We start from the raw sequence: 21884 nt of genomic DNA, 5'->3' as shown, positions 1-21884 counted from the left end.
TGTTAACTTAAATCTTAAATACTCTAATTCATTAGCCAAAACACAAGAACTAATACCAGTTTTCCAAGAATTTCACCTAGCTCAAGCCGCTAGCGGTAAAGCATCTTGGTACGGACCGAAATTTCACGGTCGGACGACTGCAAGTGGCGAAAAATTCAATCAAAATGCACTTACTGCTGCTCATCGCAGCTTACCATTCGGTACGCAAGTCAAAGTGACCAATGTCAACAACGGTCGTTCTGTCGTGGTCAGGATTAACGATCGCGGTCCCTTTGTAGCAGGAAGAATAATCGACCTATCGGCGGCTGCAGCTCGCACTCTCGGTTTAGTCCAAAGTGGAGTAGCACCAGTAAGATTGCAAATCTTAGGAAAGTAAATTAATTACCTCAAGGCGATCGGCAATTGATAGATAATTAGTAACTATATTAAGTATAGTATCGATCGCCGTTAGAAAATTGCTGTTAGCCAAAACAATTGCCGAGTTACGTTCCTATCTCGCCAGTCGTCATTCCAGTACAATTGGCTTGGTACCGACAATGGGAGCTTTGCATCGAGGACATTTCAGTCTGATCGAACGGGCACTGGCTGAAACCGAGTTGGTAGTAGTCAGTATTTTTGTCAATCCCTTACAATTTAGCCATACAGAAGACTTACAGCAATATCCCCGTCAGCTAGAAACAGATGCAGAAATTTGTCGAGATTTAGGAGTAGATGTTTTGTTTGCTCCAACCCCAGAGGAAATGAAACTAGCCAGCTCTACCGTTCAAGCCCGAACCACTACAGTCGTTCCTCCCGACAATCTGACTTCAGTACTGTGCGGTAAATTTCGCCTCGGTCACTTTGAAGGAGTCGCCACTATCGTTACCAAACTGTTAAACATTGTCAGATGCGATCGCGCCTACTTCGGACAAAAAGACGCTCAGCAACTGGCGATCGTCCGCCGACTGGTAAAAGATTTGAATCTACCTGTAGAAATTGTCCCTTGTCCAATTATCAGAGAAGCATCGGGATTAGCATTAAGTTCTCGCAATCAGTATTTAACTCCTGCAGAAAAAGTCTCTGCCGCTCGAATCTATCGAAGTTTACAGCAAGCTGAAATTGCCTTTAAACGAGGAGTAAGTCATACTCAGAACTTAGTTAATTTGGTCCGACGAGAATTAGACCTGCTACCGGGAGTTACAATTCAATACGTCGAGTTAGTCGATCCCCAAACACTCCAGCCTATAGAAATCATCGAGCAATGGGGGTTACTAGCGATCGCTGCTTATGTTGGTTCTACTCGTTTAATCGATAATATCTTGCTAGAAAAACGTCAGCCGATTATTGCCATTGATGGTCCTGCAGGAGCGGGAAAATCTACCGTGACTCGCCGTGTCGCTCGAGAATTAGGACTGCTGTATTTAGATACGGGAGCGATGTATCGGGCGGTAACCTGGTTGGTAATGCAGTCCAATCTTGCCTTAGAGGATGAAGCAGCGATCGCCAGCTTGGTTAGAGAAGTAGAGATTGAATTGATTTCTCCTCAGGCGATCGATTTGCCAACGAGTGTATACATTAACGGACAAGACGTTACTCAAAGTATCCGCTCCCCAGAAGTGACGGCTAATGTCTCTACTATTGCCGCTCAAGCTGCCGTGCGCGATGCCTTGGTATCTTTACAGCAAAACTGGGGGGTCAAAGGAGGTATCATCGCCGAAGGCAGAGATATTGGTACTAACGTTTTTCCCGATGCCGAATTGAAGATTTTTCTAACTGCTTCTGCAGCAGAAAGAGCGAGAAGACGCAGTAAAGATCTAGAAAAGCAAGGACAGCAAAAGATCGATCTCGAACGATTGACCAAAGAAATTCAGCAGCGGGACGAACGAGACAGCAATCGTACTCTTGCGCCGTTAACCAAAGCTCCTGATGCGATCGAATTAGTTACGGATGACTTAAGTATTGAAGAGGTGACTCAATTCATCGTCGATCTTTACCGAGAAAAGATGGCATAAGTTCGGAGTTTGGAAGTATATAAAACAACTTATAACTTCAGGCGATCGCGTAGATTGGACTATTTATTGGTATTGACGATCAACTCGGCTAATTCACAGAAGCCTTCGCTCTCAGCTTTACTAGTTACATATGCAGGTGAATATTGCAGGCGTTCTCCGTAGTTTAAGACATTGGCAACCCCTACAGAAAAAGGAAATTGTTGGGGATTAAATAAAGTTTCATCATTCGGACTGTCGCCGACGGCGATAATATTTTCTGCTGTTACATCGGGAAAATATTGCTGTAAAATCTGTTTCAGAGCACTGGCTTTATTTTGTTGAAAAGGTTTGATGTGGCACTGTACCGTACTATAGGTAAAATCCCAACCTTTAGATTGACATATAGTTGCGATTTCCTCTAATTCTTCGGAGGTAAAATTGTCGAGATCGAACGTCCAATCTGTAATGCGGAAACGATTATCTTCTGATTCTTTGGCTTGAGGAAATTTGGTTTGGATTGCTTGAAAAACGGTTTTTAGCTGCTGTCGATGGCGAGGAAGATCGGAGATTTCGGTGATCAATTGACTGCGGCGCAAATGACTCCATAAGATTAAACCGCCATTCTCGGCGATCGCCCCCACGATAGGCAAATAAGCGGCGATCGCATCCACCCATCCCGCCGAACGTCCCGTTACGATTAGAACGCTAACTTTTGCCGCCGCCAATTTTTCTAGGGTCAGCAATAAATCGCTGGTAAACTTACCGTGTTGGGTTAAAGTACCATCGAGATCCGTTGCCAATAAACGAATGTTACCCAGACGACCCTCGACAATCGATTTTAAAATTGGTTTACTGTCCATTATACTGTACTAACTCTACTTGAAATACTTCGGCAAAAGCTACTGCTACATCTAGCCTAATTCGCTCTACTGTAATATCGGGAATAAATTCGACTAAACTTCCCACTGGCTTATCGGCAATACCGCAGGGAACGATCTGCTGAAAACCACTAAGATCGGGACAGACATTGAGGGCAAAACCGTGCATGGAGATCCAACGGCGAACTTTGATCCCAACTGCCGCAATTTTTTTGCCCTCCAGCCAAACTCCAGTTAAACCTGCTAGACGATAAGCTGTTAAACCGTAGTTGGCTACCACGCGGATAATTACGGCTTCTAATTGCCTCAAGTACCAGTGCAAATCCTGTTGATAATAGCGCAGATTGAGAATGGGATAAGCTACTAATTGATTGGGACAATGATAGGTTACTTCACCTCCTCTTTCTATACGATGCAACTCATAACTAGTTTGCTGGGGATCGAATTTGAGAAATTTTGTTTTCGCACCCGTACCTAGAGTGTAAACCGGCGGATGTTCTAGCAGCAGCAAAACATCCTCGAGCTGGGGGTTGTCAAGACGTTCGTCGACCAGCGATCGCTGCTCTTGCCATGCTTCTAAATAGGGGACTATTCCTCTGTTTTTCAAGATACAGGATCTGCGAGTTTTCATACCTTGTAGCCGCTACTAATAAATTAATATAGCCACACCTAGTTTAAACAAATGTCAATCAATGTAACAGAAAATCAAAAGAAATTGCAGAGATGATGTTTTGGAAAATACAAAATGCTAACCTGTTAAAATAAAAATATAAAACAGGATGAAGATTTCAAGGATTACTTAAAATAATTTTTTCCCAGCTCCCAGACAAGCGAATTATTGCTAGCGAATAATTTAACTCAACTAAAAATAATTTTACTGAAGTAATCTTTATTCTTCTAAAACCCAAGATATTGGAGTAAAAAAGCTAAAGATTTTAATTCAAAGAGGCATCAACAGTAATTTCAAAAAATATAGATTTCCTGTTTGGAAAACTCATCCAAATTTAGCTAATCTCAAGTAGATAAAAATTTTTTCTGCGTTCGATTAGCTGTTTCAAACCGAACACGCAGCATGGAGTAATTGTAAAAATATGAAACTTTTAATCCAAGGTAACAATATTGCGGTAACAGATTCAATTCATGAATATGTCAGCGAGAAATTAGCCAAAGCAGTTAAGCATTTTGAAAATATTACCAGCAAAATCGACGTTCATTTGTCGGTTGCACGCAATTCTCGGATTGAAAGTAAACATAAGGCGGAGGTCACTGTATATGCTAACGGTACGATAATTAGAGCCCAAGAAGGAAGTGGCAATCTCTATGCCAGTATCGATATGGTAGCAGATAAGATTTATCGTCAGTTACGCAAGTATAAAGAAAAACATCTCGCTAAAAAAAACCACGCTCAAGTTAGAACGGGAGATATGATTGAAGCCACAACAGTAGAATCTAATTTAATTGGCGATCGCACTGCCGAATTACCAGCCGAAATTGTCAGAAAGAAATACTTTGCTATGTCACCAATGACCATAGAGCAGGCATTAGAACAACTACAGTTAGTAGATCACGATTTCTATATGTTCCGCAACAGTGAAACTCACGAAATCAACGTGATTTACGCTCGCAATCATGGTGGTTATGGTGTAATTCAGCCCCGTGCTAGCCAAGCCGAATATAGCTAAGAACGAGCGAAGGTGGGCACTACCCACCTTTTTTAACCGCGACTTATCGGTACGCTGCCTGAAAAAGAAAAAAACAAATTTAATTTTTAGCTGCTGAGAGGGCAGCTTCTCTTTCCTCGACCGTTTCGTGTTTGAGATTTCTGAATTTATCTAGCAGGCGATCGGCCCAATACTTAACATCGTAAGTAGTAACAGTTTGATACATGTTTGACATTCTTTCTTGCTGTTCGGATGTCGACATCTCCAAAGCACGCTCGATCGCCCGATCCATACCATCAATAGAGTAGGGATTGGTTAAAATTGCCTCTGGTAGCTCTACTGCGGCACCGACAAACTCCGATAAGACTAAAACGCCGTCATTTCCTTGATGAGCGACGACATATTCTTTAGCTACCAAATTCAAGCCATCTCGTAAAGGAGTCGTCCAACAGATATCTGCTGCTTTGTAATAAGCAATAAGTTGAGAAAAAGGTAGGGGTTGGGTAAATAACCTAATGGGCATCCAGTCTAATTTACCGTAGCGACCGTTGATTCTACCCGCCAACTGCTCGATGGTACTTTGAGCATCTTTATAGACTCGCATCCCTGAAGCAGCCTGCACGCAAGTCATCACAAAGTTAATTTTGCCGTGTAAATCGGGACGGCGTTCTAGCAAACGTTCGTAGGCTTCTAATTTTTCTCGATTGCCCTTAACATAATCTACTCTGCCTGCAGCAATGATTAATTTGCGTCCCTGCAATTCTGCTTTAATGTCAGCTAGTTGCTGTTGGGTTTCTGGCTTTTCTAACATCGAAAGAATGTATTTAGGATTGGTCCCTACGGGGAAAGCATCGATATTTACTACCTGGTCTTTGTAACTCAGTTGGGTCGTAACTTCCGGTTCTGCCAGAGCAACTCCCACAGAAGTCATGTGTCCTTCTGAAACTGCTTCTTGTTGCAAGATTTTCACGGGCTTGAGACTGCGAGCGACATTAACGAAGTTCTCTGAATAGCGAGGAACGTGAAAACCGACGATATCGCAACAGAGTAGACTTTCAACGATCGCATCTCGCCAGGGCAGAATGTTAAATACATCTACCGAAGGAAAGGGAGTGTGATGAAAGAAGGCGATACGCGCATCGGGTTTTTGCTGGCGAATATACTGGGGTGCGAGCCAGAGATTGTAATCGTGAATCCAAATTAGCGCATCATCGGCAGCCTCTTCACAAGCAGCTTCGGCAAACAGACGATTGATTTGCTGAAAATTTTCCCAGTCGGCAGTTTCAGAGGTGAAGTGATAGGGAAAAGAGTGGAGGATCGGCCAAAAAGCTTCTTTTGAGGTAATGTGATAGAAGTGTTTTACCTGGTTGGCATTTAGCGGAATGCGTCGTACGTTATAGTTACCTTCTCCTTCAATATTAACTCGCTGTTGAAAGTTAGCTTTTTGTTTGGCAGTTATCTGTTTCCAAGCAATCCAAGTTCCTTGATTGACATCGGCAAAGAAGCTTTTTAGAGTGGGAACGATACCATTAGGGCTTTTTTTAGGTAGGTAATGAGTTTTGCCATCTTTAACTACTTCGTCGTAAGGTTCTCGGTGGTAGAGGATTACTAAAGAAGATTTCATAGTTTTTTAGAGAATGTTATTAACTATTTTGGCTTTCGGCGATTGCTAGCTAGATTTGGTTAGAAAATCGCAATTACTGCTAACTTTAGCTAACTGTAGTAAATTTACTCAGACACATTTAATTTCAAGCTTAACCTGAAAAGTCCAGTATAGATGCCTTTTTCTAGATTTGAATTTGTTAGACTTAATTCAGCAGTCGGTGACATTATTTATTATTCTAGAAAAACCAATTTATATTTCCAGGGTTATTTTTTTTTGTCTGGAGACTCAAAATCTCTGCTGCTAGAGTAAACAAATAACTGTTGAGTTTGAATTTACGATGACCGAAAATACCAATATAGTAGAATCGTACACTATTGCCGCTCATAACCCAAGTTTATTTATCCTTAAAGAAACGCTCGAAAATTATAGCAGGGCGATCGGGGTCAGACATTTTTGTTAATATTTTTGATGATAAAGGTGCGCTAATTCCTGGGCATAGCTCGAAATATGTCCGAGAAATAAAGCAGTCTAACTACTAGAGATAATGGCGTGAAAGTTGAAGTAAATAAATCGATCTCATTAGTTGAAGAAGCAACAGGACAATTACTAGCTTGGGCAACAGGGCTAGAATCATCCACCAATAATTATTTAGACCAAGTCAGAGCCTTAGCGCAAAAATTGGGTGCCCATTATCGTGCCGATGGACTGACGGAAATCGGTTTTTGGGTGCCGAGATTGATGGGAGATGTCTTGCACGAACGAGAAGTCTACTTAGAAGTCTTTACTCCTCTAGACGAGATTGACTGGCAAAATAAGGAACAGAGAATTAGGTTCCGACGCGATCGCCTGCATTTAGAACAGCAGGGAGAATTTATCTGGGGTGTAGTGTCGGGAATGCAGGCTGGTAACCGCGAACGGGCTGGTTCTTTCTACTGGTTGCGCTACGTAGATCGCGCTCAACAATTACGAACTATTCGCGATATAGTGCCCTACTCTCTACCATATGGTGTTTTCGCTCCTGCCGAACTTTACGACATGGCAAGCCTGCAGGCAAGTCGAGCCGATGTAGCCTATTTCCAGCGTACGGCAGTACCTACTAAGAAAAATTTAATTCCCAGAGTTAGCGATCCCAGAAACATTTTGCAGCTTCATGTCGGTACAGCTTCTGCCGAAGGCACTCTAGCAGGATTGACTAGGATCTATCAAAATATCGCTAAAAAAATTGAAGCGCAATTACCTTTAACTCCGGCAGAACAAAATTATTTCGGTTATGATGCCATAGAGCTACTGCCTACCGAACCAACAATAGAATTTCGCGACCAGTATAGTCCTGAAAGTGAGTTTTTCTCGTTTATCGCCGAAGATGACGACATCGTTGAAGTAGAACTAACCAAACCCAATACTCAAGATTGGGGTTATGACGTACCGATTTTAGGTTCTAGTACCACTAATCCCGCTCTCCTAGAAAGTTTGCGTCCTGACGAAGTGGTAGATTTTATCGCGACGCTGCACAATTTTCCTACGGGTCCGATTCAGCTAATTTACGATTTAGTCTACGGACACGCCGATAATCAAAGCGAATTGCTCATCTCTCGTCAGTATCTCAAAGGTCCTAATATGTACGGTCAGGATCTCAATCATCAATTACCGATGGTGAGGGCAATTTTGCTCGAAATGCAGCGGCGGAAAATCAATACTGGTGCCGATGGAATTAGAATCGATGGTGGTCAAGATTTTCGCTTTTTCAATCCTCTTTCGGGCAGAGTTGAATATGACGATGCTTACTTATTGGCAATGAGCAACGTCGTGCAAGAAATTGAGAGCAATCAAAGACTTTTAGTCACTATTTTTGAGGATGGTCGTCCTTGGCCTGAAGAAGGGTGGGAAGAAAAATCACGCTATCGCGAACTAATTGAACTTCAGCCCGAATCCTATCAGTGGGGACCTTTGATTTTTGCTCATAATACACCCACTCTTCAGGGATTTTGGGAACGCAAATGGGGTAGAGTCAGAGAAGTCATGGAAAACGGGGAACGCTGGATTACCGGTTGCGCCAATCACGATACCGTCCGACGGGGCAATCAAATTCCGCTCGATAAACCAATTAACTGGCATTTGGGTAAAATTCTCAGTCAGGTGTTGCACCATGCCTACGACCATCCTGCAATTACTATGTGGGTATATGGTCTTAGTCCCGGATTACCTATGGACTTTATCAATGCGACGATGCACGCCCCCTGGCTGTTTTTCCGCAATACCGACGAACAGTACGGAGTTAAAGTCGTCTCGGAAGAATTTGGGTTTTTAGATTGGCAAATTACTCCCCAAATGTACAAGCAATCTTATTGTTTTCCCCGTTTAAAATCTTTGGGTTTCAAACAATTGTCTCAGCTACAAGAATTTGGTAAAGCTTTGCAGCTGGCTATGATCGAACAAGACTACAATTTAGCAGAAGTAGTAGAAGTATTGCGTTCTTGTTGTGAGGGCAACTGCATTAAATCAATTGCACCACTTAGAGAATTGAAACGCGGAACTATGGTGCGCTTTCTGAAAAAGCTCGATGAAGACAGACTCAAAAGCTTTGCTTTATTGTTTATGGAAGATTGCTATCAAATTTGCAATGTCGCTCACTATCAAGATTTTCTCGATCCGGCACAAACTGTTTTCAACTTATCTTTGAGACAATTTCGCCACCAACATCCCTGGCTGCAAAAGAACATTTTGCCGACCGACACGTTCGATAAGCTTAGCGAGGGAGATGCCACGATTGTTTACGGAGTGCGCTCTAATCCCGAAACTGAAAAACCGACGGTAGCGATGGTGGGGAACTGGGAAGGCGAACCCACAACTCTTAATGTCGAAGAGTTATTAGGCATTAAGCTCGATAACTGGCAGGTGGCACTGGCTACTACAGGCTTGATGACTGACAATCTTAGTTCTCTGACTTTAGCTAACAGTCAGAGTATACTATTGACCAGTGGTTCGAGTTCGAATAGAAAAGCTGGTAGATGAGACAATAAACTTTACCCAAGTAAGGCGCCAAATTTTTGGAGAATAGCCGAATCTTGTCGCAAACAGAAAGCTTGGCATTACAACCACTACCAAATCTTGGACAGAGACAGATGTCGATGCCAATGTTTTTGTATTGGCTGTCTACGATGCTGTTGTCTACAGTCGCGATCGCTTATTTACTTTAATTTAAAGCCAAGCTGTAGTTTGCTATATTGGTTTAATTAGTTACAGATTGAAATTGTTCTGTTATCGGACAATTGAAGCTACTGTAATCTTTATAATTTTTCTGTCAGACAACTTGCAACGAATAACTAAGAATATCTCAACGACTAACCGAGAACCGCGCTTCTATTATTTTGCCTATGGTTCTTGTATGTGCCCCGTAGATTTACAGCGATCGCTAGGAGAAAACACCTATAGCTATGTTGTCGGTAAAGCTTCACTCCAAGGGTACCGTCTCGGATTTAATCGACGCTCGCGACTTCGCAACAGTGGCGTATTGGACATCGTTCCCGATCCCCATTCTCATATAGAAGGAGTACTATATTATCTTCCCTGGCGATTGAGTCAATTGCTAGACGAGCGCGAAGAAATTCCCCGCAATGGTTACCGACACGAATTTATCGACGTTGAGAGTGACGCTCGAAAATATATCCGAGTCCGTACTTACGTGGTCGTCGATAAACTCGACCGCGAATTAGCACCTGATGACTGGTATTTTCAAATTGTACTACGAGGAGCTTACACCTGCGGTTTGTCTGAAGAGTACTGCTGGAAACTATTCCATCATATGTATCGATTGCAGCAGCAATATCGCTATGTATAGGAATTTAGCTGGGGACGGTTATTCGCCCCCGATTGCTTTAATTCACACTTCTACACTTCTGTTAGACCGCCAAATGTACCTTTAAGTGCGGCGATCGCATCTTCTGCTGCCGACCAAATACTATCTTCTGGATCTTCTCCGACTAACTGACGAGTACCGTATAGATAGATCGCGCCTTTAAGTTGTTCTTGATGCGCGCGGTTTTTAAAATTAACTTTGTTAATTGGGTCGATTAGTTTTTGTAAAATCCCATCTGTAGCTTGTGCGGCTTTGTGTACCAATAGACCGGTCATCACTAGCTGGTGTTTTAAGCCTTCATGCTGCATAATTTTTTCATACAGAGCTAGCTTATTTTCCGTCATCATGTTTTCAATAGTTTCCACCATACTTTGAACGGTTTCACTAGGATCGGAAGTCATTTCTAATTCGACGATCGCTTCGGTAATTGCGGTTAAACTTTTGCGATCGTCTTCGAGCATGTTATTTAGCTTTTCGGTGACTTTGTTCTCGCCAGCGCAAGCTACTAATAACTTCTCTTCGTTAGAAATCATCAGATTTTGCAGGGTTTTCATGTCCGCTAGTTTTCTAGCGATCGCATTTTTCTTAGTTGTTTCTAATGTTGCTGCCATTATTAATCTTTACCTAAAAATACTACAAATTCGAGCTATATTTTTAGTTTTACTTTAATAAAATCTAGAAACATCGTACTTACGAATGATTAACCTAGAGTTTACTTTTGTCTATCTTTATCTAGGCATTAGTCAGAATAAAAAAAAATCTCCATTAAAGTGTATATATCTCTCGCCAATCCACATTCATCTAGTATGATATATTTCTCTAGATAGATAAAAATTACTATATTGTCGTAATCAGATAACTCTTAAAAGATTTAGAGCAGTCTATTTCTAAGCTAATTTAAATTAAATTAGTATAATTTTATACATCTATTTATTTGTTATTATTATTAATAATGAATGTGAAAATTCCAAATGATTTTAGTTTGACGAAGCTGTATTAAACAAAATGGCAGAAGTATATCTATCTAACCAGATAAAAAAATCTCAAAACCTAGAAATTAGCATTGATAGCAAACCCGAAAAAATTGTCAAAGGTGAAATTGATGCTATAAATTTAATTGGCAAAGGTTTAGTAATTAAAAATATTACTATAGAAGAAGTTAAGCTTAAGTTGGACGATCTAGCTTTAAATCTAATTGAAATTATTTCAGGCAAGTTTAAACTAGAAAGACCGGGCAAGTTGAATACCAAAATTACTTTAAATTCAGCAGATTGCGATCGCTTACTTAACTCAAAATATTTAAACACACTGCTAAAAAGGTTACCGGTAGAAATTAACCAGAGCTTATTTACTTTTGAAATTCAACACGTACGATGCAATTTAAAAGAGCGAGCTCGATTAACCTTAATTGCCGAGTTAGTTCTAATCAATGGACAGCAGCAAGACTATGTTTCTGCAGAAGGCAGAGAACTTTTGCCTTCGAGCATCGAAAGTAAAAAACGGAGTTCGAAATCGATTTATTAGTGACAGAAGATGGTAAAAAAATTATGTTTGAAAAAGGAAAATATCAAAAACATCGAGCTTTATCATTGGAAGCAACCATAGCAATTATCAGCAAAATCCAAGATCTGCTTTATTTTCGCCAGTTCACTTCTTCAGACTTTAGCTTTGAAATCGAGGCAATTCGAATCGAAGCAAAACAATTAATACTTTGGGTTAAGGCGACCATTTATCAGCTTCCCCGCTCGATAGAAAGCCCGCTTAAAACTACTGCAATAGAGATAAACTAAACTAGATCTTGCAGTCGCGATCGAAAAAAAATTCACATCCCAAGATAGCGATTGTTAGAAATTCACAAGCAATACTATCTCGATTGAAGATAGTTTACTGACGAATTAGAGGAAATTAAGTAAATTGACTGATAAACAAATAGGTAAGCCGCAGCTACCAAAACTACCAACTTCGGAAATCGAACCAGATCGAGGACTACAGGCAACAACTCAACGCTGGTTTGAGTATCCTGTAAAAGCCCAACCCCACCATACAGACTATGCGGGGATAGTTTGGCACGGAACATATTTAACTTGGATGGAGTCTGCCAGAGTAGAATATTTACGCTCGATTGGCATTGATTTTTCCGACTTAGTAGCTATGGGGTGCGATTTACCAGTAGTAGAACTCTCGTTACGCTATCATCGTCCCGTTCGGTTGGGAGCCTCGGTAATGGTTAAAACACGCCTGATAGAAACTGAAGGAGTACGCATCCATTGGGATTATCGCATTCAGTCTCTAGATGGTGAAGAACTACACGTTAGCGGAAGAGTGACTTTGGTGGGAGTCGATCGCGAAAAAGGCAAAGTTATGCGTCAACTACCTACTACCGTCCAAGATGCTTTGGTTAGAGTTTCTCAGGCTTAGTTTTCTATAGCTCGATTAAGGTTACCGCAATATTTCCAGAAAAACAAACATCGACATCGGTTCCGGGTGTACGTTCCCGCTTAGCGTATTCTCCCCGATAGTAATATAAATCTCCTTCAACTTCAAAGTCTACTGGCAACGGATCGATACTGAGATCGCAAAACACGATTTCTGGTTCTGGTGCATCTGGTTCGAGATGGGGTAAATTAACGTTCCAAAAGCTGTACGGTGGCAGAGAGCGAGCGAATAAAGTTTCTAAAACCTTATCCGTCCAGCGAGTAGCTAGTTGCCAATCAATAGTTAACGGTCGTTTAATCCAGTGGGAGATTGCTATACCGGGAATACCGTGAATGGCGGCTTCTCTAACCGCAGCTACGGTTCCCGAAATATAGATATCCGTACCCAAGTTGCCGCCGGCATTAATCCCTGAAAGTACCCAATGTATATTTCTATCTCTAGCAATTTGGGTAATTGCCATGCGGCTACAGTCAGCAGGAGTGCCATCTACTGCATATTCTACAGGCGATCGCGCTATAAGTTGAATCGGTCTATTGGTCGTTACTCGATGTCCGCAACCAGACAGGGGGTTTTTGGGCGCAACGATAATCGTTTTATCTGCCACTGCTTGCTGTAAGGCTTCAATGCCTGGAGCATCAATGCCATCATCATTAGTCAAAATTACGGTCATGCTCTAGCTATAGCTTAATTTGAGAACTGACTTCGCGCGTTGGCGATAGTCGATAAAATTGAGGGCGTGTCTTATTGACCTAAATAGGCTTCTAAGACCTTATCATTATTTTGAATTTCTGTAGGGGTACCTTCTGCTAAATTAGTTCCTTCAGCTAGTACCCACACGCGATCGCACAAACTCATAATTACGTCCATATTATGTTCGATAATCAAAAAGGAAATTCCCTGCTTATTCCACCTCTCAATATGTTGGCAAATTTGTTCGATTAAAGCTGGATTGACTCCTGCCGCAGGCTCGTCCAGTAATATTAGTTTAGGGTTAGTTATCAGGGTCCGCGCTATTTCTAACAACTTTCTCTGTCCTCCAGACAATGCGCCAGCGTAATCATAGGCTTTTTCTACTAAGCCTACAGATTCTAAAATATCCATTGCTCGTCGTTTATTTTCTCGTTCTTCCGCTCTTAATTTTTGTTGCTGAAACCAGACTTTAAAAAAGTTTTCTCCAGTCTGTCTGGGTGTTGCCAGTAACATATTTTCTAGTACGGATAATCTAGATAAAACTCTGGCTACCTGGAAAGTTCGAACTACGCCTTTTATAGCGATTTCGTGAGATGGCAGGTGGTGAATTGGGTTGTCGTCAAAAATTATGCTGCCGCTATCTGGTTTGATAAAATTGGATAGTAAGTTAAATAAGGTAGTCTTACCCGCACCATTAGGACCGATTAAACCAGTAATACTTCCGGTGGTTACTGCAATCTTGGCATTGTTGACAGCTTTGATCCCACCAAAGCTTTTGGTTAATTGTCTTGCTTCTAAGATAAAAGTGGAGTCGGGATTTTGAGTCACGATCTTATCCATATGCCAATAAACTTTAAAATAATTTTAAATTACCTCTAGATTACCGTAACTTGGGCAACATAGCGATCGCCCGATCTGGGCAATATTTCGATCTCAGTAGTACCATTGCCAAAATTTTGTTTCTTTGGTTATCTTGTCAGTTTGGTGTTACCACCCAAACACAAAAGCCAAACGACCACGACTGTCCAGTGAAAAACTACAGGAGTCCACAACGAACCGCTGTTTAAATATAGCGAGGTACAAAATATTCCCAATCCAGTAGCTAGAATTAAAAAAGTTGGATCGATAAAGATTTTTTGTTCCGAGGTAGAAAAAAGTAAACCATTAAGAGGATGATAGACTACAAACGAGAATAAGCTAATTATTATCCAGCTCAATAGAAAACCGAACGAACTATTTTCTGAAGGATGAGGTAAAAGCAAAACGCGAAAAAAAAATTCTTCGAAAATCGCTGGAGCAAATAACGCCATAAGCATTACTCGTGCAATTAATAACAAGTTACGTTCGACTTTAAACTCTAAGAACTTAGTTCCAAATCCAAGGAACACAGCCAAAAAAGCATAGATAAATAACGCTACCAATAAATAGCATAAAGCCTCGAAGCTTGGTATAGTTGAGCTGGCCGCAATTGCTCTGTATTTTAAAGTATTTGCTACATTAATTAGTGTTAAATACATTCTTTATCGAGATATTTTTGTCCGGGTTTATAGTTTATTTAAACTTGAGAAAACTTTATGTTTAAAATTTCTCTATTCTCGATTTAATTGGTGACAACCTAACAAGTGTCCTCTCAAGAAAAGACAAAAAATCGATTCAATCATAAGTTAAAAATAGACTTGTATAAAAATTTAGTTCGTTAATGACCAACCTCAAACAAGACCGAGTAAAAAATAATATAGACACAGAAAAATTAGATTCGCTAAATTCTCGCATATCCCCTTGGTTAGCACGAATACTCTATCCTCTCGGTCGTTATTTAGTTCTGCCTTTGTTTTTCAAAGAAATTGAAATAAACGGCAGAGAAAACATTCCTCAAACTGGTGCGATAATTGTCGCACCGACGCATCGTTCTCGTTGGGATGCTTTGATAGTTCCTACCGCAGTAGGTAAAACCGTTAGTGGACGAGATTTACATTTTATGGTCACTAACAACGAATTAAAAGGAATACAAGGTTGGTTTATTCGTCGTATGGGTGGGTTTCCTGTCGATACCAAACATCCTCAAATCGATAGTGTACGTCACAGTATTGAATTATTACAGCAAAAGAATAATATGTTGGTAATTTTCCCGGAAGGAGACATTTTTCGTGACGACATAATTCATCCCTTAAAAAGAGGAGTAGCCTCAATTGCTCTAGAAGCCAAACTAAAAAAACCCCAGCACATAGTAAATATATTACCTATAAGCGTACGCTATAGCGAGCGATATCCTAGTTGGGGTAGTAGGGTAAAAGTGAATATTGGTTCGCCGTTAATTGTAGAAACTGCTGCAGGAGAATCTTTGCGGTCTAGTTCACAAAAATTAACACAATCTTTACAAACAAGTTTGCATAAATTGCATCAAACTTAAATAGTTAGCGATCCAGACTGTGAAGCGAGGGCATTGTTAGCCTGGAGCAATCGTGTTGGAGTGATAAAAATCAAACAAAAGGTAAGTCAGAAGTCAGGATAAACCGCGTCTACTTTGAAACTTCTTGATTTTTCTACTTTTAAGTCATCGGTACACAGCCGTTCAACGGCGGTGCCTGCGATGACCACATTCCGAGGTTAAAGAGCAAGGGGCAAAGGCAAAAGGAATTTGGCTAAAATTCCAGTTTTCTATATGGACGCAGTTTGATTAGGGTATGAGCGATTTTTTTGAATGATTTAGGATTGCTATAGTAGAATTTACAATCGTTGATTACTGGAATTTGACTTGGTAAAGGCTCGAATCCTAAAACTTCTTTTAGATATTCTCAAGCCAATGCTAGACGCTATAATTCTTGGCGTAATAAACTAGAAATAAGATTTAAAGCCTAACTTCTATGCGCGAGCGACACTAGTTTACTTTATGTTGTTTGGGTTTCTAGAAATGTGCCTTAGCAGCAAGCTTCGGCTTACAGGCACATTCAGTTTGGGTAAGTCAACTTTAACCTATTGCCCAGTATACTCAGGAGCTTGCTCAAATTTAATTGAGATTCCCTTTTTAAATTACAGAAGCGGTATAAACTGTAGTCCAGCAAAACCTACTCAGCGCAAAAAAGTATGGAGCGCGCTTTTAAGCCTAAAACATCTATGCCAAATTCTGAGCCTAGAATTCAATGCTCTAATCACCTTTGTGTAGCATCTAACCATCTAGAGGCTAATTTTTGTCATGTATGCAAAACTCCAACCACTAAACGCTATCTGTGGGCAATTAGAGAAGCAATATCTCCTGAGCAAACAAATCAGTTAATTGGCGATCGTTACTTTGCGCTGAGTAGCAGGATTTTTCTCGATACCAAACCAAGATTATCCCCTCAGATTCCAGAAGATATTCCCCCAGAAATTGTAACTTATCTGCAGCTTTTTCCCCTCTATCCCCATATACCTCAGGTTTACGGACAACTAGAAGGAACCGATGTCTGGCTGTTAGATTACGGCACGATACCTACGAGCAACACGGGTAAATTAATCTCTCCAATAATTCCCGAAATAACGAGCCTGTGGCAAAAAGCCACAACTTTGCAGCAGCTTATTTGGCTGCAGCAACTGGCGAAATTGTGGCAACCTTTGGCTGAAAAACAGGTTGCTTCTAGTTTGCTCGTTCCCCAATCGATTGGAGTAAATGGTTCGTTTATTCAATTGCTACAGCTCCAATCAGATGGCAATCGCCACCTCAGTTTGCAGGATTTAGGCCGATCTTGGAGGCAGTGGATAAAATCCTGTGCTCCTGAAATTAGAGATGCCTTAGAGCAGTTGTGCGAACGTGTAGAAATAGGTTCGATAAAGACAGCAAGACAATTAGTAGTAGCCTTAGATCGAGCCGTCGATTTAGCTCGGCGAGCGTACGAATATTCTTATCAAATTTATTCCTTTACTGATGCCGGTCCTAGCCGTCAAAAAAATCAGGATGCAGTTTTTCCCACTCAAGGCTTTTTGGTAAATGTCGACCAGTCAAAACAAGCTCTAGCAATTGTCTGTGATGGGGTGGGAGGACATGAAGGAGGAGAGATTGCGGCTAGAGAAACAATCGAGCACTTGCGATCGCGCATCTCCGAACTACCTTTGGAAGATCGAAATTTCACATCTGCAGCAATCGTCGAAAAACTCACTAAGTTTATCAATGTTACGAATGATGCCATCAGCAAACGTAACGATAACGAACACCGACATGAAAGGCAGCGGATGGGAACTACCTTGGTTATGTCCCTGGCTCGCGCTCACGAAATTTATCTCGCCCACGTAGGAGATTCTCGCATCTATTGGATTACTCCTACAAGTTGTCATCAACTTACTGTTGACGACGATTTGGCATCGCGAGAAGTACGATTGGGGTATGCCGTCTATCGTGATTCGCTTCAGTATCCTTCTGCAGGAGCGTTGATCCAGGCGATAGGTATGCGAAATTCAGTAGCACTGCACCCCAACATTCAGCGTCATTTTATCGATCGCGACTGTGTTTTTCTATTATGCACTGATGGATTGAGCGATTTCGACCGAGTAGAGCAATATTGGAAAAAAACGATTTTACCAGTCTTACAGAATAAAATAGACATTTCTAGCGCAGTCAAAACCTTAATCAGAATTGCCAACGAAAGAAACGGTCATGACAATGCTACAGTGGCTTTAGTTCATTGTCGGGTGAGACCTAAACCGAACTCTTCAGAAGTTCGTATTTCTTGGTCTGAGATCGAATCTGGTATTAATGATGAATCTATTGAGTGCTCGGAAATCACCCCAGAAATCGAGCCTTTACCCGACACCAAATCAGTAGATGCTTCAGTAACTTTAGAAACAACAGTAAAAGCAACAGCTAAGGCTAATTCCTCACAGTTGCTAAAATCGGTCGCTTTAATCTTGACTACTATAGTGGCAGCAGTAGCTTTGTTTTATTTATTTTTGGAAGTTTTCTACGTTGACCCTAATGGCTCGCAAACTGCACCCGAAGACTCCGAAACAGAAGTAAACGAAAATAATTAAGCCAAAACAAACTCATCTCGCACTTACAGCAATTCACGAACATCAGATTATTATTTAAATTTATTGGCAAATAGTTCTTTTTGAAAACCTTTACTAGATGGTTTGGGGTAGTGCTAAAAAGGAAAAGATGAATGCACTGGTAAAGAAGCATTGTAATGATGAATAAAATACCAAATTGCGCTGATGTGATGTTCTAACTTTTTAGAGAAAGATAGTGTTTTTCTAACCAGTCGTGATAGTCTTTGCCGTAAAGTACCGTTAAATCGTTCTATATAGCTTGTTAGACCTGTTTCTTTCCCTACTGCTCGATGACGATTACTGGGGAAAGCCACTGGATATGAAACCCAGAAATCACTGTAAAATACGGCACATTGTCGATAAACCGCAGGTAGCGCTCGCCACAGAGCCTGAGCTGATTCTCCAGAGCGCTCGCCAATATAACAACCAACAAGTTCACGAGTAACGACATCAACAGCTAGCCAAACCCATTGTTCATTGCCCTTCTCATTTACCAATGACCATAGCTCATCCATTTGAACAGTGAGACGCCCCTGTGGTTTTGATTGTACTGTCACTTGTCGAGGAACCGCATCATATTTATCGTTGACATAGTTTGGCAACCAAGGTTCAGAAATCTTGAGCACACGGGCAATACCAGCTAAGGGAATTTTCTCTAATAGTAATCGGTCAGTAATCGGTCAATCAGAACTTTAGTCTCTTCTGGAATACTTCTCCATTGTGGATTTTCCACAAATTGACGACCACAATCATTACACTTGTAATTTTGTTTTCCATGGCGGGTTTGACCATTCTTAACGCTCGCCTGAGAACCACAAGTTGGACAAGATAACAAGGAATCTGCCATGAATGAACTTTCAAGATCGAACTACTTGCTATCTTCCCTTATTTTTCCTTTTTAGGACTACCTTTAATACTTTTACCCTAATAATTTGTAATTTAAAATTGTATTGGTAAAAACAAGTAGAGTATTGAGTTTTTAAATTTTTTATTCCGTATAAACTCTTAATTATTTAAGTAAATACAACTAAAAATCAAAGATTATCTTGAGCTTTTGTTTAAGGCAGAGTATAACGGCAGAAGTATTATAAAAAATGCAGTCGCTCGATTTTACTAATCGTAACTGCATTGGTTTATTTATTAGCAAGCTAATGATAAACATAAACATTGCTCCTTATTCGTTCGACTTAGATTTGCTGTCAATTGCAATAATTATTGCTGAAAGTGTATGCGTATATTTATTACTTCTGTTTGTTGCACCGTAGTATTTTTGCCAATTTCAGAACTAAGCGCGTTAGCAAATACTACCGACAAATCGCCCCAAAAACTGGTATCTTTGAATACTCAAACCTCGAACGGCGATCGCCATAGCACTCCAATTGTCAAGCAAGATTATTTAGCGCAAAACCACTGGACGACGGATTCTGCATCCCTAGAACAGATAGCTCAAGGGGAAGAAGAAGCTCTTGCTGATAGTTCTTGGAGTGATTCAGATGCTAAGAGTAGTGAAGCAGAAGAAGTAAGATTTAAATTACAAGAGCTTAGTAACCGTAATTTTACTCCTAACCGAGGTGCGCCAGCCCTAACCATAGCCAATCCCTATGGTTTCGGTACAGATCGTGGATTTTACTCTAGTTTTGGCTATCAAAACGATACTCGCTTTGGTAGTGAAGACGAAAACCAAGATGATGCAACCATGGGATTCGGTTTTGGGATTGGAGATTCCCGCAAAGCTGTAGGTGCAGAACTAAGCTACACTCTAGCTAGCTTTGGTAGTAACCGAGATTTTGGTACGGGTGGTTTTAATGCCAAAATTCATCGTCAGTTAGGAGAAGGTTGGGGTGTTGCTGCAGGTTGGAACAGTTTTCTTGCTGTGGGGGACGATAACGATTTACAGGATTCTTTGTATTTGGTAACTACCAGAATTTTTAAAACGCGAGAAAATTTAGATTCTGCTTTTAGTCGGGTAGCAGCAACAGTAGGAATTGGTAACGGGCAATTTCGTTCTGAAGAAGCGATTGAAAACGACGATGAACAATTCAATGTCTTTGGGAGTTTAGCTTTTCGAGTTGCCCCCCCTGTTAGTTTTGTTACTGAATGGACGGGACAGGATTTGGCATTAGGTTTGTCTGCATCGCCGTTTAGAAATATTCCCGTGACCATCAACCTGGGTGTGCGAGACCTTGCAGGTGCGGGTGATGGAGCGCGTTTTGTAGCGGGAGTTGGAACCGCATTTTAATTTAGTCAAACTCAATCTATAAGAATTGAATTATGAAATATAAACAATGGCTTTGGCAAGGCTCAATTGCTGTGCTCTTAGGAGTGGTTGTAACAAATTCAGTCGCTGCGCAAAATCAGTCTGATACCTCCGAATATCAAAATTTTAGTGCACCCTTCGTTAATATTGGTGGCGGTGGAAATAATCCTAATTTTTTTGGTGGCAGTCGGGGTGTTTATAACCCGGAAACGGGCAGGATAGATTTTTCTTGGCTTAGTGAAGGATTGACTATCGACCCTGGAATTAAATTTAACAGTGGTGCTAGTTCGGCAGAAGGCGATGACGGTGCTTATGGCTCTACTTCGTGTACTGGTGAATTATGCCAAGAGACAGCAGCTGGTGAAACCCAAAAAATTACTCTAAATGAAATAGCCGAGCTTTTAGAAATCGATCTCAATCGCTCTTTGGAAGAGCTAGCAACGGCTGAAGATGCGGTAAAAAAAGCTGCTTTAGAGCCAAGACGCATTGTGAGAAGGGAAACTCAAAGCGAGTGTGTAAATCCTTACATTAGAGCTCGCGATGAAGTCGATCGCAAATTAGAGCAGTCGAGAGAGTTTATCGAACGAGTCGATCCGATTAGACCAGAAAACAGTCTTTGGTAGTGAGGAAAAAAGATGAAGCTCAAACAGCAAATGCAGAAATTGTTTCCCAAATTAACAGAAGTCGATCTAATTAGCCTGCCTAATGTAGCTGTTGCCATGGGAACCTTCGGATTATTTAATACCTTAATTTTACCCGCAGCAGCAGAAGACTATATCGGTAATCAGGGTATTAGCTTCGATCGCGATACCATCGTTGAATTTGAATTTATTGAATCTCATGGAGCCTATCAATCTACTTTTGGCGCGATCGACTTAGATTCTTGTCAAACCGATACTTCAGGGGCAATTATCTTTGATTCTTGCGACAAAACTCCTTTATTTCAAGAAGTCAAGCCTGCTGATAACTATGAATACGAAAAGGTCTATAGCAACTCTAGCTATGAAACCGACCTGGGAAAGGCAGATTCAGAGGATTTTATTGGAACCCCCGGTAATACCGTTCCTCAACCTAAAGCGGAATTTTTGTTTGAAGCAGGGAAAAGATATGCTTTCTATTTAGAATCTCAGTTTGAAGGTCAACCTTCTGGTGTAGTTTATTCTACTGATTTATTTAACTCGGAAAACAATCGACAGGCTCTGTTTGAAAATGAAATACTCTCTACCACTGAAGTAGCTACTCGTAGAAATAGTCCTTCTAGTAATAGATTTGCTAATTTAGTCGATGGCGGTTTACTAATCAATTTTGAGGATACTGGTGCCACTTTGGTTAAAGAAAGCGATCTCGATGCTGACTTTGATGATTTCGTCGTTGGTGTCGGTGGTAGTCTGGAATGTCTTTACCCCGAAATGGAATAACTATGACTGACTAGGCAAGCAGAATTCTTAAGCGAGTCACGTAGCGCGATCGCCAAACCCAACTTTTTGTAATCAAATAGATCGAATATAAAT

At 40.9% G+C, this 21884-nt stretch carries 18 protein-coding genes and 3 pseudogenes; 13 read left to right on the top strand and 8 right to left on the bottom strand.

Going from position 1 to position 21884, the window contains the following annotated elements:
* Nucleotides 1–94 precede the first annotated feature (94 nt).
* Both ACLFKQ_RS06710 and ACLFKQ_RS06705 read left to right on the top strand, forming a co-directional pair.
* Nucleotides 95–376: pseudogene (locus ACLFKQ_RS06710) on the top strand (septal ring lytic transglycosylase RlpA family protein); the annotation flags it as partial.
* Nucleotides 377–455: 79 nt separating this feature from the next.
* A complete protein-coding gene (locus tag ACLFKQ_RS06705; protein WP_448999060.1) occupies nucleotides 456–1991 on the top strand; it encodes a bifunctional pantoate--beta-alanine ligase/(d)CMP kinase in 1536 nt (511 codons plus the stop codon).
* A 59-nt stretch (nucleotides 1992–2050) separates the two neighbouring features.
* Here ACLFKQ_RS06705 and ACLFKQ_RS06700 read toward each other — a convergent pair whose 3' ends face one another.
* Both ACLFKQ_RS06700 and lipB read right to left on the bottom strand, forming a co-directional pair.
* Nucleotides 2051–2830 carry an HAD family hydrolase gene (locus ACLFKQ_RS06700; RefSeq protein WP_448999059.1) on the bottom strand — a complete coding sequence of 260 codons (780 nt, stop codon included), beginning with the start codon at nucleotides 2828–2830 and terminating at the stop codon, nucleotides 2051–2053.
* A complete protein-coding gene (gene lipB / locus ACLFKQ_RS06695) occupies nucleotides 2820–3479 on the bottom strand; it encodes a lipoyl(octanoyl) transferase LipB (RefSeq protein WP_448999058.1) in 660 nt (219 codons plus the stop codon). The genes ACLFKQ_RS06700 and lipB overlap by 11 nt, the downstream gene beginning before the upstream one ends.
* A 460-nt stretch (nucleotides 3480–3939) precedes the next feature.
* Here lipB and hpf point away from each other — a divergent pair, with 460 nt between their 5' ends.
* Nucleotides 3940–4530 carry a ribosome hibernation-promoting factor, HPF/YfiA family gene (gene hpf / locus ACLFKQ_RS06690; protein WP_448999057.1) on the top strand — a complete coding sequence of 197 codons (591 nt, stop codon included), beginning with the start codon at nucleotides 3940–3942 and terminating at the stop codon, nucleotides 4528–4530.
* Between the two features lie 79 nt (nucleotides 4531–4609).
* On the opposite strand, the gene ggpS is transcribed toward hpf, so the two are convergent.
* Nucleotides 4610–6133, bottom strand: a complete 1524-nt coding sequence (ggpS, locus tag ACLFKQ_RS06685) for a glucosylglycerol-phosphate synthase (RefSeq protein ID WP_448999056.1) — start codon at nucleotides 6131–6133, stop codon at nucleotides 4610–4612.
* A gap of 531 nt (nucleotides 6134–6664) precedes the next feature.
* Between ggpS and gghA the strand changes: the two genes are divergently transcribed.
* Together gghA and ACLFKQ_RS06675 are read left to right on the top strand one after the other, a co-directional pair.
* The gene (gghA, locus tag ACLFKQ_RS06680; protein ID WP_448999055.1) at nucleotides 6665–9127 is read left to right on the top strand and encodes a glucosylglycerol hydrolase; all 2463 of its coding nucleotides are present in this window, start codon (nucleotides 6665–6667) and stop codon (nucleotides 9125–9127) included.
* A gap of 298 nt (nucleotides 9128–9425) precedes the next feature.
* On the top strand, nucleotides 9426–9953 hold the full coding sequence (locus tag ACLFKQ_RS06675) for a gamma-glutamylcyclotransferase (RefSeq protein WP_448999054.1): 528 nt from the start codon (nucleotides 9426–9428) through the stop codon (nucleotides 9951–9953).
* A 50-nt stretch (nucleotides 9954–10003) separates the two neighbouring features.
* On the opposite strand, the gene ACLFKQ_RS06670 is transcribed toward ACLFKQ_RS06675, so the two are convergent.
* Nucleotides 10004–10582: a hemerythrin HHE cation-binding protein gene (locus ACLFKQ_RS06670; protein ID WP_448999053.1), complete on the bottom strand. Its 579-nt coding sequence runs from the start codon at nucleotides 10580–10582 to the stop codon at nucleotides 10004–10006.
* 391 nt (nucleotides 10583–10973) lie between these two features.
* On the opposite strand from ACLFKQ_RS06670, the pseudogene ACLFKQ_RS06665 reads away from it, so the two are divergent.
* The 3 genes and pseudogenes from ACLFKQ_RS06665 to ACLFKQ_RS06655 all read left to right on the top strand — a co-directional run.
* Nucleotides 10974–11495, top strand: a pseudogene (locus ACLFKQ_RS06665) (LmeA family phospholipid-binding protein); the annotation flags it as partial.
* A 23-nt stretch (nucleotides 11496–11518) separates the two neighbouring features.
* Nucleotides 11519–11761 (top strand): hypothetical protein, encoded by a 243-nt coding sequence (locus ACLFKQ_RS06660; protein WP_448999052.1) that lies wholly within the window; start codon nucleotides 11519–11521, stop codon nucleotides 11759–11761.
* A gap of 124 nt (nucleotides 11762–11885) precedes the next feature.
* A complete protein-coding gene (locus ACLFKQ_RS06655) occupies nucleotides 11886–12389 on the top strand; it encodes an acyl-CoA thioesterase (protein ID WP_448999051.1) in 504 nt (167 codons plus the stop codon).
* A gap of 4 nt (nucleotides 12390–12393) precedes the next feature.
* Here the strand turns inward: ACLFKQ_RS06655 and surE are convergent, their stop codons facing one another.
* From surE to ACLFKQ_RS06640, 3 genes are all read right to left on the bottom strand, one after another.
* Nucleotides 12394–13077: a 5'/3'-nucleotidase SurE gene (surE, locus tag ACLFKQ_RS06650; RefSeq protein ID WP_448999050.1), complete on the bottom strand. Its 684-nt coding sequence runs from the start codon at nucleotides 13075–13077 to the stop codon at nucleotides 12394–12396.
* Nucleotides 13078–13148: 71 nt separating this feature from the next.
* Nucleotides 13149–13937 (bottom strand): ABC transporter ATP-binding protein, encoded by a 789-nt coding sequence (locus tag ACLFKQ_RS06645; protein ID WP_448999049.1) that lies wholly within the window; start codon nucleotides 13935–13937, stop codon nucleotides 13149–13151.
* Nucleotides 13938–14065: 128 nt separating this feature from the next.
* Nucleotides 14066–14413: a CPBP family glutamic-type intramembrane protease gene (locus tag ACLFKQ_RS06640; protein ID WP_448999048.1), complete on the bottom strand. Its 348-nt coding sequence runs from the start codon at nucleotides 14411–14413 to the stop codon at nucleotides 14066–14068.
* 383 nt (nucleotides 14414–14796) lie between these two features.
* Between ACLFKQ_RS06640 and ACLFKQ_RS06635 the strand changes: the two genes are divergently transcribed.
* Nucleotides 14797–15507: a lysophospholipid acyltransferase family protein gene (locus ACLFKQ_RS06635; RefSeq protein ID WP_448999047.1), complete on the top strand. Its 711-nt coding sequence runs from the start codon at nucleotides 14797–14799 to the stop codon at nucleotides 15505–15507.
* Nucleotides 15508–16211: 704 nt separating this feature from the next.
* Nucleotides 16212–18098 carry a PP2C family protein-serine/threonine phosphatase gene (locus tag ACLFKQ_RS06630; protein WP_448999046.1) on the top strand — a complete coding sequence of 629 codons (1887 nt, stop codon included), beginning with the start codon at nucleotides 16212–16214 and terminating at the stop codon, nucleotides 18096–18098.
* 113 nt (nucleotides 18099–18211) lie between these two features.
* Here the strand turns inward: ACLFKQ_RS06630 and ACLFKQ_RS06625 are convergent.
* Nucleotides 18212–18963, bottom strand: a pseudogene (locus ACLFKQ_RS06625) (IS1 family transposase).
* A 381-nt stretch (nucleotides 18964–19344) separates the two neighbouring features.
* On the opposite strand from ACLFKQ_RS06625, the gene ACLFKQ_RS06620 reads away from it, so the two are divergent.
* Genes ACLFKQ_RS06620 through ACLFKQ_RS06610 form a run of 3 tightly spaced genes read left to right on the top strand, consistent with a single transcriptional unit; the run spans nucleotide 19345 to nucleotide 21791 of the window.
* A complete protein-coding gene (locus tag ACLFKQ_RS06620) occupies nucleotides 19345–20355 on the top strand; it encodes a hypothetical protein (protein WP_448999045.1) in 1011 nt (336 codons plus the stop codon).
* A 32-nt stretch (nucleotides 20356–20387) separates the two neighbouring features.
* Entirely contained in the window at nucleotides 20388–20996 is a 609-nt protein-coding gene (locus ACLFKQ_RS06615) for a hypothetical protein (RefSeq protein WP_448999044.1), read from the top strand.
* A gap of 12 nt (nucleotides 20997–21008) precedes the next feature.
* Nucleotides 21009–21791, top strand: a complete 783-nt coding sequence (locus tag ACLFKQ_RS06610; RefSeq protein ID WP_448999043.1) for a hypothetical protein — start codon at nucleotides 21009–21011, stop codon at nucleotides 21789–21791.
* Nucleotides 21792–21884: the final 93 nt, after the last annotated feature.

The organism is Myxosarcina sp. GI1(2024) (genome assembly GCF_053543375.1).
The sequence above is the reverse complement of the archived record's forward strand: the minus strand, read 5'-3'. Positions and strand labels throughout refer to the sequence as shown.

What these genes read in the sequence shown, in the direction of transcription:
- ACLFKQ_RS06700 (WP_448999059.1), bottom strand. Translation starts at nt 2,830, where the DNA reads ATGGACAGTAAACCAATTTTAAAATCGATTGTCGAGGGTCGTCTGGGT.
- lipB (WP_448999058.1), bottom strand. Translation starts at nt 3,479, where the DNA reads ATGAAAACTCGCAGATCCTGTATCTTGAAAAACAGAGGAATAGTCCCC.
- hpf (WP_448999057.1), top strand. Translation starts at nt 3,940, where the DNA reads ATGAAACTTTTAATCCAAGGTAACAATATTGCGGTAACAGATTCAATT.
- ggpS (WP_448999056.1), bottom strand. Translation starts at nt 6,133, where the DNA reads ATGAAATCTTCTTTAGTAATCCTCTACCACCGAGAACCTTACGACGAA.
- ACLFKQ_RS06670 (WP_448999053.1), bottom strand. Translation starts at nt 10,582, where the DNA reads ATGGCAGCAACATTAGAAACAACTAAGAAAAATGCGATCGCTAGAAAA.
- ACLFKQ_RS06660 (WP_448999052.1), top strand. Translation starts at nt 11,519, where the DNA reads ATGTTTGAAAAAGGAAAATATCAAAAACATCGAGCTTTATCATTGGAA.
- surE (WP_448999050.1), bottom strand. Translation starts at nt 13,077, where the DNA reads ATGACCGTAATTTTGACTAATGATGATGGCATTGATGCTCCAGGCATT.
- ACLFKQ_RS06645 (WP_448999049.1), bottom strand. Translation starts at nt 13,937, where the DNA reads ATGGATAAGATCGTGACTCAAAATCCCGACTCCACTTTTATCTTAGAA.
- ACLFKQ_RS06640 (WP_448999048.1), bottom strand. Translation starts at nt 14,413, where the DNA reads ATGCTTATGGCGTTATTTGCTCCAGCGATTTTCGAAGAATTTTTTTTT.
- ACLFKQ_RS06635 (WP_448999047.1), top strand. Translation starts at nt 14,797, where the DNA reads ATGACCAACCTCAAACAAGACCGAGTAAAAAATAATATAGACACAGAA.
- ACLFKQ_RS06630 (WP_448999046.1), top strand. Translation starts at nt 16,212, where the DNA reads ATGCCAAATTCTGAGCCTAGAATTCAATGCTCTAATCACCTTTGTGTA.
- ACLFKQ_RS06620 (WP_448999045.1), top strand. Translation starts at nt 19,345, where the DNA reads ATGCGTATATTTATTACTTCTGTTTGTTGCACCGTAGTATTTTTGCCA.
- ACLFKQ_RS06615 (WP_448999044.1), top strand. Translation starts at nt 20,388, where the DNA reads ATGAAATATAAACAATGGCTTTGGCAAGGCTCAATTGCTGTGCTCTTA.
- ACLFKQ_RS06610 (WP_448999043.1), top strand. Translation starts at nt 21,009, where the DNA reads ATGAAGCTCAAACAGCAAATGCAGAAATTGTTTCCCAAATTAACAGAA.